The sequence below is a fragment of the Desulfosporosinus fructosivorans genome (assembly GCF_004766045.1).
Classification (GTDB): Bacteria; Bacillota; Desulfitobacteriia; order Desulfitobacteriales; family Desulfitobacteriaceae; genus Desulfosporosinus; species Desulfosporosinus fructosivorans.
Window position 1 is genome coordinate 356,666 of sequence record NZ_SPQQ01000004.1, and the last position, 17,917, is coordinate 374,582.

The window sequence follows — 17,917 nt, forward strand, 5'->3', positions numbered from 1 at the left end:
CCTCCCTTCGTCGCAACTTGTTCCTCTAAGGATAGATGCTTCGCCAAGACTAATCTAGGCTTTCGTCATCGAGGTCTCGGTGTTTATACTTTAGTTTAACGAGTTCACTTTTCTGGAGGTACCCCTGCTTCTTTATTTACATATAATGCCAATAGGCAAGAGACTTTTATGGGCCTTAAGGGGGAATTGACCTTGAATTCTAAATACCCTCGTGTCTACGCACCAGTATTACGAAGTCCTCTACTCTTCCATCATAATACTGGTCTTTCCGCTCCCAACTATAATTCCGTGCAACCAAGGATACCTCATGCAACTCCTAACTTATATTATCCCCATCCTACTTCGCCCTATTGGCCCCAATCTCGACACATGGTTCAAGCCCCATTGCCCAATAATTCTCGATCATATCCCTACTACCCTGTTATGCCTAAGGCTATGGTTCCCGCACAAGTGCCCTTCTCTTCTTATCCGATTCCTACAGTAACGTATGCAACGACGGTTTCTTCAAATGGATTGGCCCTCATCCTGATTGCAACTCTTATTCTGGTTGCACTAGATCTTGTAATTGTTCGCCCACAGAAACGATAGAAAAAAGGCCCGTGTGCGTTTAAAACTAAAACGCACACGGGCCTTTTTTCAACTAGGCAGTTTAGAATAACTGGTTGTCGATTACATATTTTCTAAAGACCCTTCTCCCATCACGGGCCTTATGGTCCATGGTGACGCTCTGATCAGAAACATCGTTTTTCTAGCCTTGGTTACAGGGACACTCGACCATCCTTTGCATGAGCTGAAGAGAGACTAGTTTCGGATCATATTATCGACTTGCCATTTGTAAGAACTTCAAACGCGCAGGCAGAATATCATTTCGCAGCAAGTCCGAATGGGTCTCACGTTTTACGATCACATCAGCATGACCGTCCTTCACCAAAACCACTCCAGGCCTTGTAAGTCGGTTATAGTTCGAGGACATGGAATAATTATAAGCACCCGTACAGGAAACAGCCAATATATCTCCCGATATGGCTTTAGGCAAATCAATATCCCAAATCAACATGTCTCCGGATTCACAACACTTTCCAGTAATGGAAACAGACTCAACGGTTTCTTCGTTAGCGCGGTTAGCAAGAACTGCTTCGTAACGTGCTTGATAAAGTGCAGGACGTGGATTGTCTGCCATACCTCCATCAACAGCAACGTACTTACGGACCTCGGGAATCTCTTTAATGGACCCTACAGTATAGAGTGTGATTCCTGCTGTGCCCACGATTGAACGCCCTGGCTCAACAATTACTTTTGGACGCGGAAACTTCCGAGCCCGACAAGCATCCTCCAAAGAAGACTGTACTGTTTTGGCATAATCTGTTATTTGGGCAGGGTCATCTCCAGACGCATAATAAATCCCGAATCCTCCACCAAGATTCAATTCCTGCAGAAGGCAACCCGTACGCTCATGAATATCTGCCAAATAGTTAATCATAATCTGAACCTCGTGTCGAAAGGAATCTAATTCAAAGATCTGTGACCCGATATGAGCGTGAATCCCTTTTACTACGAGATGCGAATAGGATAGCGCTAAATCTAGCGCCCGATCTGCTGTGCCGTCTGGCAATGTAAAACCAAACTTAGAATCGATCTGGCCGGTCTGGATATACTCATGGGTATGCGCTTCAATCCCTGGCGTCACCCGCAGCAGAATGTCTACCTGTTGATTCAAATCTGTTGCTATTTCATTTAGTATACTCATCTCATGAAAATTATCGACGACAATTCGACCAACTCCTGCGTTGAGTGCCATTGCTAATTCCTCACGAGATTTATTATTACCGTGAAAGTAAATTCGTGCAGTTGGAAAATTGGCCTGAAGGGCAGTGTATAGTTCCCCACCGGAAACAACATCTAAGCCTAGTCCTTCTTCCGCAATAATCCGACACATGGCTAGCGTTGAAAACGCTTTAGAGGCATAAATAACCTCCGCATTTTCCATGTCTTCCACAAACGAACTATAGTACTGTCGGCAAATGCCCCGAATATGGGCTTCATCCATGATGTAAAGCGGTGTTCCAAACTCGTTGACTAATTGTACAGTGTCACATCCGCCAATCTCTAAATGTCCTTGCTCATTTACCAATTGTGTACCATGCAACCTCATTTCCTCTTCCTCCCTTTCCCTATAGGTTATTCAAAAAAATAAAAACGGCAACAGAAGGAGATCCTCTGTTACCGCACAATATGCACGTAAACATCGACCCTCTTCTCCTGTTGGGAGTAGCTCTCCACATGATGCTGGTCTAAACATCACGTGACAGTCCTGCAGCTCTTTACTACAGACCCAGCGCCAAAAACTACGTATTTTTGGGCTTCGGCGAAATTCCCTTTCCCATGGGCTCATCAGTTTCCGCAAACTTTCTCCACAGTACTTTTGTCATTCGCGCCTCTACCACACCTCCACAGAGATGAGGCATTATTAAATTTTATTAAGTGTATCAGAATCCTCAAAGAAGGTCAATCTTTTCATCCAATTTTTGAACCTTAAACTCAGGCTCCCTGTCGTTCACTTTCGCGACTCGAAATACCGGTTACAACAGTTGTTGCAATTGACCATTTTCCACAACGATCTCCCCACCTTGCTAAACTTATCCCCTCTTGCTGGATCTCCACAACCTCACAGTGGTTTGCACACCCAGAGCATTCAAAGCTTTTTGCTTGGAATTGAGTCTCACCCAAGTGTAGGCCTCGAAATTTGGTCCCGGTTTCTCCTTGCATGCCGACTCTTTCCTGGGCTAAGTACGCTGCCCCTAACGCACCCATGACACCATAATGTTCAGGCACAATCACAGGTTGTCCTAATTCAACTTCAAATGCTTTGCGGATCCCAGGGTTGGCAGCCACTCCCCCTTGAAAGAAAATCGGGCCTCGTATATCTTTGTTTTTACCTACGTTATTTAGATAATTTCTCACCATCGCTTGACATAAACCTGCTAAAATATCCGGGAGCGAATGCCCTAACTGCTGTTTGTGGATCATATCTGATTCAGCAAAGACAGAACAACGCCCTGCAATCTGCACTGGATGTTTTGCTTGTAGGGCTAATGGACCAAACTCTTCGATCGGAATACCCAACCTTGCTGCTTGCTGATCCAGAAACGACCCAGTTCCTGCTGCACAGACGGTATTCATAGCAAAGTCCGAAACGACACCATCCCTGAGAATGATGATTTTCGAGTCCTGCCCTCCAATTTCAAGAATTGTCTGCACCTCAGGATTTACTCGGGAAGCTGCGACAGCATGAGCGGTAATCTCGTTTTTCACAACATCGGCTCCTAATAAAGTTGCCGCAAGCTGACGTGCGCTCCCTGTAGCACCAACCCCGATGATTTCGGCCGAGTTCCCAATCTTAGAGCGCAAGAGTTTAATTCCTTCCTGTACTGTTTGCATGGGTCGCCCTTGTGTTCTCAGGTATAGAGCCTCTTTCAACGTATTGTTTGGTCGCAGTAGAACTATATTTGTACTGACTGACCCAACATCGACCCCTAGAAAGTACTTATCTTCCCCCAACACTTAGCACGTCCCCTCTTGTATGTTCAGTTCTTGGCTCAAAGTTTGCCCTTTCCAGCAGATCCACGAACGCCTCTAAACGCGTTTGCATCCCTGCATGTCCCGTGTGTTCATCCACAATAAGTGTCATAATAGGCACTTTATATGTTTCTTGGACTCTTGGTAAAACACTGGCTGCCACAATCTCTGGCATGCAAGATAATGGAAATAGTTGAATAATCCCGTTTACCCCTTCCTGAGCAAATTTTACGGCCGCGCCCACAGTTTCCTGACCATGCCCTCCCACAAAATGAGGTAAATAGGGCAATGCATGACCTGGATAAGATTTTATGGACCTGTACCCTGGGGCCAACCCTTGAAATACATGATTGCCTACCCACCCAGAGAGGTAAATCGATCGGTCCACTTCCACTCCCAAACGCCCTAGTTCCTCCTCTATACCCATTGAGGTATACGGATCTAGAATCGTGTAAATTTCCCCAATAATCCCTATGCGCAGAGGTTTGTAAAACCGTTCGGAAGGACTCAATTCCACTTGACGATCACGAATACTTTCTTGCACCCAGCGAACTGTTTCCTTAACTCCACTATTAGTCATAGTCTGCGCAATGCGAATTTTGGCAGCTTCATACAATTTCTCTGTTTCCCTCTGGTCAGGTAACCTTGGCCTTGCTGCATGAATCAGATCTTCGACTCGATCTAAGGCAACACTCTTCAGGTAGGCGAATCGTAAGGCCTTGAAGATTTTTACCCAAGAATTCTTTGATCCAGCTAAATAGCGGATACGCTCTGCTAGGCCAAGCAAGCTTCCATCAGGGGGCTCAAGTGTCACCACATCATAAGCATATCCTGCATCTCGAAGGATCTGCCTTTCCATTTCACCATAATACCCAAAACGGCAGGGACCGATTCCTCCCGTAATCACAATCGTGTCCGCACCTTCATTCACCGCTTCAATATAATTACCCAGATTTAATTTTAAGGGGAGACAAGCTGATTCCGGCGACAATCTTGTGCCTAATTGCAAGGTTCGTTTACTGTTAATGGGTGGAACCACAACTTCAACATTGAGGGATTCGAAGAGTGTTTGAATCACGATCCAGGCATTCCCCATGTGCGGAAACGTAACCTTCATGGACCTTCCTCCTTTCAACCATATCTAAAAAGGCTTCGAGGCGAGTGACAAGGCCCGCTTCTCCGCTGTGTTCGTCAAGGGTTATCACCATATAGGGTTTATGTCGTTCTCGCGCGAAACGCGCTAAAAGTTCTTGAATCATAGAATCAGTCCCACATCCAAAACACGATAAATATATGATCCCATCAATTTTCGGGTCAGTAACAAACTTGTTGCCTGCCCCAACAATTTGCTTAGCGTGATTCCAAAACAATTTCTTGCGTAAGCCCAACAAATGAGTATCGGCCTCTTCTTGCTTAACGTGTTGAACTAATTCCACCTCTGCCTTCTCATGCAGTCGCCCCAGAAGGTTTAGATTTGCATAGGGTTCATGAGTTAGGTAAGAATGCCCAACTAATGCGATTCTCAAGCGATCTGGATTCTGGACCCTAACAGGGATTCTCGGGATTGATTTATCTTTTTGCGAAGCCATTAAGCCCTTTGTAGCACTCCCAATTTCACGCATGCTCTCCTCAAAATTCCAACCCGTACCACTTGAATCTTGGTACCGCTTCTGCCACTCTTGACCTAGGGTAAAGGCTTTTCGAATATCCGCCTTGCCCTTCCCTAGCTCTAGTCCGAAGACCTGAAGATCTTTCAAAACCTGACTTTTGCCTTTCTTCCAGTTTACCGTTACGGTTAAGACCGGGATTCCAGCTGGCACGGCAGGAAATAGGCTCTCTGGGATTCCTAAGAATTTAGGACAATTGTATGAGTCCGCGTCAACACTAACCATACGAGGTAAAAAGATCGCATCGACCTTTTCGAGGGCTTGTATATGTCCTGCTAGGAGCTTTAGTGGTAAACAGGTTTCGTCACTGGCTTTTTTAAGGCCCTGTTCCATGATTTGTCGATTGGTGGGTGAAGAGGTCACTACTTCAATATCCAGCGCATGAAAAAATCCAGCCCAGAATGGAAAATAATCATAATAAAATAGAGCCCGCGGAAAACCGATTTTCACTATAATGCATCCTTTCACGTATCACCCAATTTCTAAATATGTTTCTGCAAATTGGTGATTTTTCATACTTTCAGGTGGAATTAGGCCCTAACGAGCATCTCAGAGGATGAAGACACCTCTTACGAAGCCCGTCAAAGCTCAAAGATCGCACAAGCACCCGTGCTTCGAACTTTACTTCTCAATTTATGGCTGACGATCTGGGTCTTGAGGTTTTAAGATACTCGGGCGTTGGTTTTTAATGGGTACTGGAGAGCGTACCAGAATTGCCCCCATCGCCTTAATGTCCATGGGAAGGAGGGGCCAGAGATAAGGAACACCAAACGATTTTGTTCGCCACAAAAGAAAGAACACCATAGCCGCACCAATCCAAAACCCTAGAAAGTTAAAGAGGCCTGTCATTATTAAGAGAAACAATCGCGCCAAGCGGTTGGCTAAACCCAATTCATAGCTAGGAGTCGCAAACGTTCCAACTGCGGCAATGGCGATGTACATCACTACCTCGGGGGCAAAAAGCCCTACTTTGACCGCGATATCCCCAAGCATGAAGGCGGCTATTAAACCCAAAGCCGATCCTAATGGGCCCGGTGTATGGATGGTTGCCATGCGTAAAAGATCCACCCCAAACTCCGCCATCAAGATTTGTGCTAGTAATGGTATTTTGGTTGGTTTAATAAGTCCAATAAACTGAAGCCAATCTGGTAGTAATTGCGGATTCAAGGCTGCACCAAGCCAGAGAGGAAGAAGGAAAATCGCAGCAAATATCCCACCGAATCGTATCCAACGTAGGTACGCCCCCACGATTGGCTCTTGTCTGTATTCCTCAGCATGCTGCACATGACTCCAAAAGGTCGCAGGTGCGATCATGACCGAGGGAGAAGTATCAACAATGATAACAACGTACCCTTCAAGCAGGTGAATCGCTGCAACATCCGGGCGTTCGGTATAACGCACACGTGGATAGGGATTCCAAAACTTACTTCCCAAGATGAATTCTTCGACACTTTTTTCCGCCATCGGAATCCCATCAATTTTAATGCCTTGAATGTCTTTCTGAAGCTTATCCACCATATCCAAGTTGGTAATATCTTCAATGTAAGCTATGCAAACATCAGTTTTTGAACGCCCTCCCACTTGGACCAGCTTCATGCGCAATTTAGGATCGCGCAAACGCCGTCGTATCAAGGCCGTATTCACAACTAGTGTCTCCGTAAATCCATCTCTAGATCCTCTAGTAACCCGCTCAATATCCGGTTCTTGAGGCTGACGAGCGGGATACGACCTGACATCAACAATGATTGCTTTATCTTGTCCCTCCACGAAAATCGCCATGGGGCCTGATAAAACAAAATAGAACACCTTATCCATTGTCGCAACTTCAGAAACCTGTAAATTTACGATGCTCCCCTTAACTAACTTTTCAAGCGAATTGACTATTAGGTCCGATCGTTCTAAGTGAATAAGTACCGATAATATGTAGCTGACCACGTTCGAATCTACCATTCCATTGACCGAATAAATCGCTACTCGTTTTCCGCCAATGGACATCTCCCGCAGAACAATATCGAAGCAATCAGGAACTCCTAATTCCCGATTTAGGTAGTCCACATTTTTTTGATAATTCTTACTCACTGGAACGTTTTTTTCACTCGAATTATTATCCATGCCTCTCAACTCCCCTTGTCATGTTCGAAGTTCATGGTTCGCGGTTCTAAATTCGGGCTCGAATTTGGCCCGTCGTATTATTTAGTTGGAACACGAATATCGAACATTGAGCATCGAATATCCCTTAGCCCTTGGGCTTAAACGCAACCGACATTAAATATCCAAAAAACACCGCAGCAGCAATCCCTACAGCCGTTGCTTCCACACCGCCGGAAAAAGCACCAATAATTCCCCGTTCGCCAACCGCTTCCATAGCCCCTTTGGCAAGGCTATACCCGAAACCCGATAGTGGGATCGTTGCCCCGGCCCCTCCAATTTTTACCAAGGGTTCGTACAGCCCTAATGCTCCAAGGATTGCTCCGCCTGTTACGAAGGCGACTAGAACATGCGCTGGAGTAAATTTTGGTTTTGTCAAGTCCATCAGAAGCTGCCCAATAACACAAATCACTCCACCTACAATGAAGGCTGGAATAATCATATTAAACATTAAGTATTCACCACCTTTTATGCCTCAATCACCACTGCATGCCCGATACCAGGAATGGATTCACCTTGCAGTGAGGACGTTGGGCTATGCAAAGCACCACTGCCCACCAGCAAGACTCGCTTTAACTCTCCAATTTTAATTCTTTGCATAATATCCCCAGCGAAAACCACCGATGAACAACCACATCCACTTCCACCTGCATGGACATCTTGGCTAGCATCGAAAATCATAACCCCGCAATCCGTGAACTTCGTCCCCATATCTAAACCACTTTTCTTGAGTAGTTCCGCAGCAAGTCCTAATCCGACCGCGCCTAGATCTCCCGAGACAATCAAGTCATAATCCTCCGGTTTACGCTGTAAATCATTTAGGTGGTTGAGGATTGTATCTGCAACCCCCGGAGCCATGGCAGCACCCATGTTGTTGACATCGCTTTCAGCATAGTCCACAACCCTACCAATCGTCGCTGATGTAATTCGTGGCCCAGTTCCATTCTTTCCTATGAGCAAGCTTCCAGCTCCAGTCACCGTCCACTGTGCACTCATAGCCCTTTGGGTACCCTGTTCCGTCGGAAAACGGTATTGCCGCTCTGCGGTATCATGGTGACTTGATACCCCGACAAGGACATTACGCGCGAATCCTCCGTCTAAAAGCATACTCCCGACAGCCATGCTTAAAGCCATCGTGGAACAAGCACCATATAAACCGATAAACGGTAAGGCCATTTGACGCGCGGCAAAACTAGCGGATATGATTTGATTGAGCAAATCTCCTGCTAACATAAAATCAATTTGTTCCTTAGGGAATCCTACTTGATCAATGGCCCCCTGCATCGCCTCTTGGAGCATTTTGGTCTCCGCGACCTCCCAAGATTTTTCTCCGTGTAGTTGGTCTTTCCAAACCTTACTGAATGTTTTTCTCAGTGGGCCTTGCCCTTCTTTAGGACCTACTACAGAATGTGAAGCTAAAATGACCGGAGGATTGGCAAACACTACGGTCTGGTTTCCCATTCGTTTCAAATCCACGCCTTAGTTCATCCCCATTCTTAAAACAAAAATTTTTAAATTTTTCATGTTTATTCTTATAATTACCTAACTCACGTGTGTCAGTGTAAAAGAAAATAGACGAGTCCTATCACAATCGATGTGGCAATCCCGTACACAAGCACAGGACCCGCGATTGTAAACAACTTTGCGCCAACACCTAACACATAACCTTCCCTTTTGAATTCCATTGCTGGTGCGACAATAGAGTTGGCAAACCCAGTGACTGGCACAATGGAACCTGCTCCTCCAAATTTTCCAATCTCATCATAAAGACCTAAACCCGTTAACAAAGCCCCGATAAAGATCATCGTTGCTGTTCCTGCAGTCGACGCTTCAATACTGGACAATCCAATACTGACAAAGAGATTAATAAAAATCTGACCGATCGCGCAAATAATTCCTCCCACGACAAAAGCCCGTACAACATTCTTAATAAGAGTTGGCTTGGGCGTGTATTGTTGCGATAACGTCTTATATTCTTCAGGGGTTATCGAAATCGCGGGCTTACGTAAAGTTCGGTTATCCATTCTGATTACTTCCTCCTTACTAAGGCAAGACTAATTTGTATTATTAATCTAAATGATCTAAATTATACTAAAAAGCCTCTATTCATTTTAGTGTCCCTAATTTCGACACAGCTTCCCAAGGAACTTTAAAAATATCTGCAGGAAAATTATGGGTAATAGCGAAATCATTAGCTATGAGATAAATTTAGGGGGAATGGTCTTGAAACTTGAAAAAAAGATAGAGCGCCTAACCCTACTCTTGCGCTTAGATGGAGAACTGGATATGCACACAGCTTCTATGGTTCGACAAGCCATTGACCTTGAGATTGAGAAACGAGGAATTCGTACAGTCATTCTTAATCTTCAAGACGTTCAATTTGTCGACAGTTCCGGGCTAGGCGTGATTATAGGTAGGTACAAGAAACTACTCCCCTTGGGTGGGAAACTAAAAATCACCAACGTCCCCCCACATATTTTCAAAATCATGGAATTGTCGGGACTACCTAAAATTATCAGTTTCTATGTGGACGAAGCGCACGCTTACGAGGAAGGAAGGGGAGCCTAATGAAAACCAATCAAATTAACCTAACATTTTCAAGTATCCCAGAAAATGTAGGCATTACCCGTTTGCTAATTGCTTCAGTTGGAGCCCAACTGGATCTTCCGCTTAATGACATCGAAGAACTTAAAGTCGCCGTTTCCGAGGCTGTTTCCAATGCTATAATCCACGGATATCAAAATAACCCTCATCACATCGTTTACCTTGATCTCGACATTTCTAATAACACCCTTAAGATTATTGTGACAGATGAAGGGTGTGGCATCCCCAATATTGAGCAAGCCATGCAACCTGCTTATAGTACGGATCCAGAGCGAATGGGCCTGGGCTTTGTCTTCATGCAATCTTTCATGGACGAACTTCAAGTAGAATCGACGCTTGAAGTGGGAACAACAGTAACCATGATTAAGCATTTAAAGCAAACACCCATCTCCTCGCATTAGGGGGGCGCGTTATGATTCAACGACTTACTGAAATGAATCTACCCCACTTCCCCCTGCTCAATGATAAGGAAATGATGCAAAACCTACACGCTGCTAAAGAAGGGGATACTGTTGCCCGCGAGCGTTTAATCAATTGCAACTTAAAACTTATTTTTAATTTAGTCCAGCGCTTTTCTCATCGCGGCTATGAGATGGAAGATCTCTTTCAAATCGGAACAATAGGACTAATTAAAGCCATTGACAAATTCGACTTTAGCTACGGGGTGAAGTTCTCAACTTATGCCGTTCCGATGATTATCGGCGAAATACGGCGTTTTCTCAGGGATGACCATCCAGTGAAGGTTCCTCGGTCCTATAAGGAGCTTGTATATAAAGTCAATCGCGCACGCGACGAACTTTCTGCAACGCTCGGTCGAGAGGCAACTATCGGGGAGATTGCGACGAACATCGGTGTTGACCGGGAGGACATTGTCGCTGCCCTAGAGGCAATCCAAAGTCCTACCTCAATTTATGATACCCTATATCAAGACGACTCAGACCCGATCTTCGTTCTTGATCAACTCTCAGAGGACAAGGGTCTTGACCCCAGTTGGTTAGAAAAAATTGCCCTTAATGAGGTCCTGGATAAACTGTCGGAACGTGAAAAGCGCGTACTGATGATGAGATTTTTCGAAGATAAGACTCAAAGCCAAATTGCGAGTCTACTCAATCTTTCACAGGTTCAGATTTCTCGTATCGAACGGGCAGCTCTCCTTAGAATCCGTGGCCTGTCTCAGATTAAAGATAGCTCAAGCAAAGACTCTACTGACTTGGACTAAAACGCTTCTGCTAATATCCAAATACACCTTTCAGGGTTCGTGCCATTTGCTCGACCAAGCCAGCCTTGTCGATAGGATGGTCCGCGATCAAATTCACACTGGCTTGCACCTGATCGTTGCGATATAGCAAAACTTCCCCTAACTTTTGACCTTTCTGAATTGGAGCACTAATAATTGGGTTGAGCTTAGTCTCGACCCATAAATTTTTATCGTTTCCTTTTTCCACAGTTGCGCCTAAGGGTTTTTCAGTGAGAGCGTTAACCTCATCCTCCATACCTTTTTGTACCTTAACCACTCCAAGCCTTTCTGCTACTGGAGCAAATTGTTTAAACTCGTATTTTGCAAAACCATAGTTAAATATTTTCATCGACTCTGCAAAATGCCCTCTCACCTGAGGTACCCCCATGACAACACAAATTAACCTTAAGCCATTTCTCTCCACGGTTGAAGCTAGACAATACTTCGCTTCATTCGTCCACCCTGTTTTAAAGCCGTCAGCCCCGGGGTACCACCAAAGCAACTTATTTGTATTCCAAAGCTTAAATTTCCCGTCTCGTAAGTCATATTCTTTCATGCTGGTCAATTTTCGTACTAAGGGATAATTGAGTGCCTCTTTAGAGATGACCGCCAGATCATAAGCACTAGTATAATGTCCTTCTGCGGGAAGCCCATAGGCATTTGCAAAATGCGTATTTTTCAAACCTAAAGCTTGGGCTTTATTGTTCATTTCTTCCACAAATGCTTCATGAGTTCCATTAATATGTTCCGCCACGGCGACACAGCCATCATTTGCTGATCCAACAGCAATGGCAATCAACAGTTGTTCTAAAGTGAATATTTCCCCTGGTTCTAGGTAGATCTGAGAACCCCCAAGTTTGCTGGCATTCTCGCTCGCAGTCACTTTGTCTGTCAAGTTTACTTTTCCTGATGCCACTGCATCCGCCGCTACCAGTAAAGTCATGATTTTCGTAACGCTAGCCGGTGGTAATTCTTTATGCGCTTCTTTTTCAAAAAAAACTTGACCAGAAGCCGCGTCCATAAGAATGGCACTCGTGGCCTCAGTCACAATCTCAACCCCCATTACCGGTTGCACGTTAGCAAAGCCAATGCTTCCAAACACAAAGACCATAACAGCCAAAACGATTGCTAAACTTTTCCGCATCATTGAACCCTCCTCAATTAAGTGTGATGTTCGTTATTATCCCCAAAAATATAAATTATATCTGATGAATGCAAACTAAAGCCCTTGGGTTGCCATTTATATACGCAACCCAAGGGCTTTTAACAGTCTAGACTAATCCGTTTGAGAATAGAAATACGGTCTCTACCCAATATTTTTTTGTTATGTCCCTTGCTTAGACTTAACACTGAACACATCTTAGTTATGGTTTGTTGAATAATGTCCATGATGATGATCAAACTAAGCATTAAAGGGAGGTCATCTGACTTGAAAATTGCAATTATGGGTGCAGGGCTATCGAAGCATTGGTTCGTACATCATAATTGCGTGATTCTCCGTGATAAAATCATCTCCAACTTCCTTATAATCATTGTCAAAAACCCTTCGTCTAATCGCATTATGGCGCATGTAACCACCCCACCACTCTTGTGAAATCAAATGGTCACTTTCATAAACCTCATAGGTTTGAACACTCGGCTGTTCGCTTCTCCATTCTCCATGCAGTTCCAAGTCAGTTATCCCAATCAGAAGCTGATAGTTTTGGCATGTATCGTTCCTGATTTGCAGGTCTATGTAGTTGTAAACAACTGTAGCCCCACTTCCGAATGGTTGTGTTCGGTTGGTATCCGGAAAAACGTCATGGGTATGCCGCCAGCGTTCTGTGACAGTCAACGGTGTATGAATTGTCATCCAATAGATGAGATTGGAAAGTTGACAAAGGCCACCTCCTATGCCAGGACAAAACGATCCGTTTGTTAGAACCATCCCTTCCTTGAATCCTTTTACCTTTGTTGGTTTGCCAACTAAACGCCAGAGGGAAAATGTTTCACCAGGTTTTAGTATTAGACCATTCATTTTGACTGCAGCCAATTTAAGATTGCTTGCTTTGTTTTGCTGGAGCCACATATCTACGTTCCGTAAGCGTCTATACAATGGTGTACTATGGACTGTTATGAGATAAGGAAGAGGAGTATCTTCAAGGATAGCTGCATACTTAATTGCTCTGCAAAATATCCACTGAAAATAACGACGCCAAGTAAAATATAATTTCCCTAGAAACATTCGTAATTCTGAACGGTTGACCGGACGTTCAGAGTGAAAAAAAGCCTTTAACTTCAGGACAACCCACTCCTCGTCATAGTTTCTCGATATGCTTATTAATTACTTTCCACTGAGTTCTATTTTTTTCTTTATTTTCCTTCTTTTAATTTTAATAGGTTAAAAGAAGGAAAATAACATTCTGTCTACTCAACCCTTAATAATCTTTATCTATACCAAAGTAAAGAGAACCCGCATTAGCGAATTCTCTCTACTTTATCTTTTAATTCCTCCCTACCTTCCAAACCGCTTCGAAGGCACTTTAGCATCTCTTAGACCGTGCCAATAACAAGGATTCAAATAGCGCATGCTGATAGGAGAGTATATAACGTGTCGAAGCACGCATCCGCGCACCACCTCAATTCCAGAGTTATCACATTCTAGTTGATATTCCTGAGTCCAGGTCTGTTCTTGAAACCAAATTTTGCAGGCTCCAGCTGCTGCAACATCGGAAACTAAAGACTTAAGTTTGTCAGGCAGAAGGCACGGTACAACAACTGTCACCTTATCCTTCAGTTGATCTAAATTCAGATAAACCTTGCTCCCGTCTAGGCGCTGTAAATTCTCTGCTACTGGATAGGCGACACACCCGAACTCTTTTAATGTCCGCCAAACCTTCCAGGCATGTTTATGCTTTTGGAATTTTTCTGCATCTCCAAGCACTGCATATGTATCCTGAGTTGTTAACCCCTTGGCCAAAGGGTATATCTTTTTCTCGCGCGCCATCAATAAAATCCCCCTCCATAGGGTACGATGCATCGTGCCCTTTCTCGTATATGCATACGAGAAGAAGAAAGATTTTATGATACTCGGTCATCCTGTTTCGATTGGCATTATACAGGGAGGGCAAGGGAAACAATGACAAGGGTCGAGCAAATACAAGGGGGAGGGTTCTCTTGTCTGAGGACAAGAAAAACAAAGAAAGACAGGGGGACGGTTCTCTTGTCTGAAGACAAGAAAGACAAGAGACCGTCTCTTGTCTACTTATCTCGCCCTACTGAATTACTTCCTCAATGAGCGGGGGCAACTCAGGGGCATCGCTTCCCACGGTAACTAGATTTTGAGCGAGCTTGATTCCCTCCTCCAACATTTCTTTATTACTACCATATAGTTGCAAGATAGGTTCCCCAGCTTCCACCCACTCTCCTGCCTTTCTCGTGAGAATAACCCCAGTTCCTAAATCAATCGGACTTGTTTTTGTAACACGACCTGCCCCGAGTGCCATGGCTAAGACTCCGATTTTATGCGCATCAAACAGCTGGACATACCCGGTTTCCTGAGCAAGAATCGGAAGATTCCACGGTGCAACCTGAAGACGACGCTCAACTACCGCTTGAGCATCCCCCCCCTGCTCTGTCAAAAAGGAGAGGAATTTGTTCCACGCCGTCCCACTTTTTATGCTTTGACGCAAACATACCTTCCCTGCCCCAACATTAGGTACGGCGTCTCCAGCTACCAGCATCCAAGCACCTAGCTCTATGCTGACCTCCATCAAATCTTCTGGCCCTTTTCCCTGTAACGCGTCAGCTACTTCAAGGATCTCCAGACTATTTCCCACTGCCCTCCCAAGTGGTTGATTCATATTGCTCAACACCGCAATTGTTTGACGTCCCAGTGTATTACCAATACTCACCATTGTCTTTGCTAGCATCCGAGCTTCCTCTACGGTCTTCATAAAGGCTCCTGATCCGTACTTAACATCTAGAACGATCCCCTGCGCTCCAGCAGCTATCTTCTTGCTCATGACCGAAGAAGCAATTAGGGGTATGGAACTGACTGTCGCTGTTACATCACGAAGAGCATAAAGTAATTTATCGGCAGGGACAAGATTTCCCGTTTGAGCGATGACAGACAGACCGATTTTCTTAACTTGTGCCACAAACTCTTCCTGCGAAAGCTCAACCCGAAAACCTGGCACCGCGCTGAGTTTATCAATTGTCCCACCGGTATGCCCAAGCCCTCTCCCTGACATTTTTGCGACAGGCACGCCGCAGGCGGCAACCATTGGTCCGAGGAGCAAGGTCGTCTTGTCTCCTACCCCTCCAGTACTATGTTTGTCCACAAACCGTCCTCCGAGGGTAGAAAGATCCAGTTGCTCCCCGCTTTGGGCCATTGCCAGAGTAAGTTCGGCGGTTTCTTTAAGCGACATCCCCCGAAAATAGATTGCCATAGCCCAAGCTGACATTTGATAATCTGGAATATCTCCCAAAACATAGCTATTAATAATAAATTGAATTTCCGCCTTTGAAAGGGCTTCCCCATCCCGTTTCTTTTCGATCAAATCGACCATACGCATATGAAATCACTCTTTTCTTTTGTCCAGCATACTGGAGACTCTCGCACTGGTGGCTTTTGTCACCGAAGTTACGATGTTCAACTTAGTAAGTGAGTTTCCTAAAGTACCTTTACTAGTGCCTGAACAAATTGCACAAATTGTTTCTCAACCCGCTCCGCGGTTTCCATGACTTCCACATGACTGAGTTTTTGCCCCAAGATACCTGCCGCCATATTTGTCACACAGGAGATGCCCAATACTCGCATTCCTCCATGGTTTGCTACAATCACTTCTGGAACAGTACTCATGCCAACCATATCAGCACCAATCGTACGCAAATATTGTATTTCGGAAGGGGTCTCGTAGTTTGGGCCGCTCACAGCCACATAAACCCCTTCCTGCGGATCAATCCCCAATTCTTTAGCGATCACTAAGGCCTTTTGTCGCCATTCCCTATTATATGCCTCGCTCAGATCCGGAAAACGCGGGCCTAAATTTGATAGATTCGCCCCCCGCAATGGATTATCACCCATCAAGTTAAGATGATCTTTAATAAGCACTAGATCACCCCCACTAAAAGAAGAATTTATTCCACCTGCCGCGTTCGTGACAATGAGCCCAGTCACTCCTAGGACTTGCATAACCCGAATTGGAAAGGTTACTTCCTGCATCGTGTACCCTTCGTAATAATGAAAACGCCCTTGCATGACCACAACTTTACGACCTTGAACTTTACCGAAAACCAATTGTCCTGCATGCCCTTCAACCGTGGAAATTGGAAAGTGCGGAATGTCTTTATAGGGAATCACCACTTGTTCCTCGACAAGATCAGCAAAAGCACCTAACCCCGAACCTAATATAACACCGAGTTCTGGTAACACTTCGACATTCTCCATAAGATAGCCGCGCGCTTCCGCCAGTTTTACACTATATCCCTTTTCCGATATCATCCATTTCATCCTCCTTTAATTTCTGAATAAAAGCTCTTCCCATTGGCTATCGGCTCGGTCCCTAAGTATTCAGCCACTGTTGCCCCTAAATCCGCGAAGGTGGACCTAACCCCTAGGTTAACCCCCTTCTTTAGCTTTTGACCAAAAACAAGTAACGGAACATATTCCCGGGTATGATCCGAACCAGGCATGGTAGGATCACATCCATGATCAGCTGTAATAATCAGCATATCTTCGGAGCGCAGAGCAGTATAGATTTCTGGTAGGCGTTCATCAAACTCCTCTATAGCCTGCGCATATCCTTCTACATTATTGCGATGACCATACAACATATCAAAATCGACAAGGTTGGTCATGATTAGACCAGCTTCCACCTTAGCCATATAGTCTAAGGTCTTTCTAACACCCTCCATATTCCCCTTTGTAGTTTCAGAATCAGTTATTCCTCTTCCCGCATAAATATCATAGATTTTCCCCACTGCGCAAACCTCAATCCCTCGTTCTTGCACATATTCCATTAGAATTTTATGGGGTGGATCAATTGCAAAATCATGCCGATTTGGAGACCGATAAAAGTGCCCGGTTTCACCTAGAAATGGCCGCGCAATTACTCGTCCAACTTGCATATCATCTAGCAGCATTGTTCGTGCGATCTGACAGATGCGCGTCAATTCCGCCAACGGAATAACATCCTCGTGGGCCGCCACTTGGAATACAGAATCAGCCGAAGTATAGACAATGGGCTTCCCTGTCCGTACATGTTCATCTCCAAGACGCTGGATAATTTCAGTCCCTGAAGCTACAACATTCCCTAAGACTCTGCGCCCGATTGCTAATTCATAGCGTTCGATAAAATCAAGAGGAAAGCCATGGGGAAAGGTCGGAAGTGGTCTGTCTAAAATTACTCCAGCCATCTCCCAATGTCCAGTTGTTGTATCCTTACCAACAGACCGTTCCGCCATTTTTCCGAAATTACTATCTGGGTTAGGATGCGCTAGAACTCCAAGAATAGAGTCAATATTCCCCAGTCCAAGTTTTTCAAGATGTGGGAGATGGAGTCCACCCCGCAGACGGGCGATGTTCCCCAAAGTGTGGCTCCCCAAGTCTCCATATTTCCCTGCATCCGGCATTTCTCCGATTCCAACACTATCTAGTACAATGATAATAACTCTCCGTGGCATGTTTACCTTTCACCCCTTA

Annotated in this window: 18 protein-coding genes and 1 riboswitch; of the genes, 4 read left to right on the forward strand and 14 right to left on the reverse strand. The window is 44.9% G+C overall.

What is annotated here, in order from left to right:
- The first annotated feature begins 192 nt into the window (after positions 1-192).
- Positions 193-588, forward strand: a complete 396-nt coding sequence (locus E4K67_RS29755; RefSeq protein WP_158408476.1) for a hypothetical protein — start codon at positions 193-195, stop codon at positions 586-588.
- A gap of 229 nt (positions 589-817) precedes the next feature.
- On the opposite strand, the gene lysA is transcribed toward E4K67_RS29755, so the two are convergent.
- The 8 genes from lysA to spoVAC all read right to left on the reverse strand — a co-directional run bounded on the left by lysA (position 818) and on the right by spoVAC (position 9,415).
- Positions 818-2,152, reverse strand: a complete 1,335-nt coding sequence (gene lysA / locus E4K67_RS13720) for a diaminopimelate decarboxylase (protein WP_135547591.1) — start codon at positions 2,150-2,152, stop codon at positions 818-820.
- Between the two features lie 109 nt (positions 2,153-2,261).
- Positions 2,262-2,448, reverse strand: a riboswitch (Lysine riboswitch).
- Between the two features lie 90 nt (positions 2,449-2,538).
- Complete coding sequence (locus E4K67_RS13725; protein WP_135547925.1) at positions 2,539-3,558, reverse strand: acyl-CoA dehydratase activase; 1,020 nt, start codon at positions 3,556-3,558, stop codon at positions 2,539-2,541.
- On the reverse strand, positions 3,545-4,693 hold the full coding sequence (locus tag E4K67_RS13730) for a CoA protein activase (RefSeq protein WP_135547593.1): 1,149 nt from the start codon (positions 4,691-4,693) through the stop codon (positions 3,545-3,547). Before E4K67_RS13730 ends, E4K67_RS13725 begins: the two co-directional genes overlap by 14 nt.
- Complete coding sequence (locus E4K67_RS13735; RefSeq protein ID WP_135547595.1) at positions 4,620-5,693, reverse strand: acyl-CoA dehydratase activase-related protein; 1,074 nt, start codon at positions 5,691-5,693, stop codon at positions 4,620-4,622. Before E4K67_RS13735 ends, E4K67_RS13730 begins: the two co-directional genes overlap by 74 nt.
- 183 nt (positions 5,694-5,876) lie before the next feature.
- On the reverse strand, positions 5,877-7,355 hold the full coding sequence (locus tag E4K67_RS13740; RefSeq protein ID WP_135547596.1) for a spore germination protein: 1,479 nt from the start codon (positions 7,353-7,355) through the stop codon (positions 5,877-5,879).
- 124 nt (positions 7,356-7,479) lie between these two features.
- On the reverse strand, positions 7,480-7,842 hold the full coding sequence (spoVAE, locus tag E4K67_RS13745) for a stage V sporulation protein AE (RefSeq protein ID WP_135547598.1): 363 nt from the start codon (positions 7,840-7,842) through the stop codon (positions 7,480-7,482).
- 17 nt (positions 7,843-7,859) lie between these two features.
- Positions 7,860-8,867, reverse strand: a complete 1,008-nt coding sequence (gene spoVAD / locus E4K67_RS13750) for a stage V sporulation protein AD (RefSeq protein ID WP_135547600.1) — start codon at positions 8,865-8,867, stop codon at positions 7,860-7,862.
- Between the two features lie 80 nt (positions 8,868-8,947).
- Positions 8,948-9,415 carry a stage V sporulation protein AC gene (spoVAC, locus tag E4K67_RS13755; protein WP_135547602.1) on the reverse strand — a complete coding sequence of 156 codons (468 nt, stop codon included), beginning with the start codon at positions 9,413-9,415 and terminating at the stop codon, positions 8,948-8,950.
- 199 nt (positions 9,416-9,614) lie between these two features.
- On the opposite strand from spoVAC, the gene spoIIAA reads away from it, so the two are divergent.
- From spoIIAA to E4K67_RS13770, 3 genes are read left to right on the forward strand one after another with little or no spacing between them, the layout of a single operon-like run.
- Entirely contained in the window at positions 9,615-9,959 is a 345-nt protein-coding gene (gene spoIIAA, locus E4K67_RS13760; RefSeq protein WP_135547604.1) for an anti-sigma F factor antagonist, read from the forward strand.
- Positions 9,959-10,396 (forward strand): anti-sigma F factor, encoded by a 438-nt coding sequence (spoIIAB, locus tag E4K67_RS13765; protein ID WP_135547606.1) that lies wholly within the window; start codon positions 9,959-9,961, stop codon positions 10,394-10,396. The genes spoIIAA and spoIIAB overlap by 1 nt, the downstream gene beginning before the upstream one ends.
- 11 nt (positions 10,397-10,407) lie before the next feature.
- Positions 10,408-11,214 carry a SigF/SigG family RNA polymerase sporulation sigma factor gene (locus E4K67_RS13770; RefSeq protein WP_135547608.1) on the forward strand — a complete coding sequence of 269 codons (807 nt, stop codon included), beginning with the start codon at positions 10,408-10,410 and terminating at the stop codon, positions 11,212-11,214.
- A 10-nt stretch (positions 11,215-11,224) separates the two neighbouring features.
- Here E4K67_RS13770 and E4K67_RS13775 read toward each other — a convergent pair whose 3' ends face one another.
- The 6 genes from E4K67_RS13775 to E4K67_RS13800 all read right to left on the reverse strand — a co-directional run bounded on the left by E4K67_RS13775 (position 11,225) and on the right by E4K67_RS13800 (position 17,898).
- Positions 11,225-12,376 carry a D-alanyl-D-alanine carboxypeptidase family protein gene (locus tag E4K67_RS13775; RefSeq protein WP_135547927.1) on the reverse strand — a complete coding sequence of 384 codons (1,152 nt, stop codon included), beginning with the start codon at positions 12,374-12,376 and terminating at the stop codon, positions 11,225-11,227.
- A 312-nt stretch (positions 12,377-12,688) separates the two neighbouring features.
- The gene (locus tag E4K67_RS13780; RefSeq protein WP_135547609.1) at positions 12,689-13,456 is read right to left on the reverse strand and encodes a VanW family protein; all 768 of its coding nucleotides are present in this window, start codon (positions 13,454-13,456) and stop codon (positions 12,689-12,691) included.
- A 270-nt stretch (positions 13,457-13,726) separates the two neighbouring features.
- Positions 13,727-14,218 (reverse strand): CoA-binding protein, encoded by a 492-nt coding sequence (locus tag E4K67_RS13785; RefSeq protein ID WP_135547611.1) that lies wholly within the window; start codon positions 14,216-14,218, stop codon positions 13,727-13,729.
- 268 nt (positions 14,219-14,486) lie between these two features.
- Positions 14,487-15,788: a pyrimidine-nucleoside phosphorylase gene (locus E4K67_RS13790; RefSeq protein WP_135547613.1), complete on the reverse strand. Its 1,302-nt coding sequence runs from the start codon at positions 15,786-15,788 to the stop codon at positions 14,487-14,489.
- A 98-nt stretch (positions 15,789-15,886) separates the two neighbouring features.
- Positions 15,887-16,717: a purine-nucleoside phosphorylase gene (locus E4K67_RS13795; protein WP_135547615.1), complete on the reverse strand. Its 831-nt coding sequence runs from the start codon at positions 16,715-16,717 to the stop codon at positions 15,887-15,889.
- Between the two features lie 5 nt (positions 16,718-16,722).
- Positions 16,723-17,898, reverse strand: a complete 1,176-nt coding sequence (locus tag E4K67_RS13800) for a phosphopentomutase (RefSeq protein ID WP_135547617.1) — start codon at positions 17,896-17,898, stop codon at positions 16,723-16,725.
- Positions 17,899-17,917: the final 19 nt, after the last annotated feature.

Coding starts and splice junctions, on each gene's coding strand:
- lysA (WP_135547591.1), bottom strand. CDS start 2,152: ATGAGGTTGCATGGTACACAATTGGTAAATGAGCAAGGACATTTAGAG.
- E4K67_RS13800 (WP_135547617.1), bottom strand. CDS start 17,898: ATGCCACGGAGAGTTATTATCATTGTACTAGATAGTGTTGGAATCGGA.
- E4K67_RS13785 (WP_135547611.1), bottom strand. CDS start 14,218: ATGGCGCGCGAGAAAAAGATATACCCTTTGGCCAAGGGGTTAACAACT.
- E4K67_RS13730 (WP_135547593.1), bottom strand. CDS start 4,693: ATGAAGGTTACGTTTCCGCACATGGGGAATGCCTGGATCGTGATTCAA.
- E4K67_RS13775 (WP_135547927.1), bottom strand. CDS start 12,376: ATGCGGAAAAGTTTAGCAATCGTTTTGGCTGTTATGGTCTTTGTGTTT.
- E4K67_RS13795 (WP_135547615.1), bottom strand. CDS start 16,717: ATGATATCGGAAAAGGGATATAGTGTAAAACTGGCGGAAGCGCGCGGC.
- spoVAC (WP_135547602.1), bottom strand. CDS start 9,415: ATGGATAACCGAACTTTACGTAAGCCCGCGATTTCGATAACCCCTGAA.
- E4K67_RS13740 (WP_135547596.1), bottom strand. CDS start 7,355: ATGGATAATAATTCGAGTGAAAAAAACGTTCCAGTGAGTAAGAATTAT.
- E4K67_RS13790 (WP_135547613.1), bottom strand. CDS start 15,788: ATGCGTATGGTCGATTTGATCGAAAAGAAACGGGATGGGGAAGCCCTT.
- E4K67_RS13780 (WP_135547609.1), bottom strand. CDS start 13,456: ATGTTTCTAGGGAAATTATATTTTACTTGGCGTCGTTATTTTCAGTGG.
- spoVAE (WP_135547598.1), bottom strand. CDS start 7,842: ATGTTTAATATGATTATTCCAGCCTTCATTGTAGGTGGAGTGATTTGT.
- E4K67_RS13770 (WP_135547608.1), top strand. CDS start 10,408: ATGATTCAACGACTTACTGAAATGAATCTACCCCACTTCCCCCTGCTC.
- spoIIAB (WP_135547606.1), top strand. CDS start 9,959: ATGAAAACCAATCAAATTAACCTAACATTTTCAAGTATCCCAGAAAAT.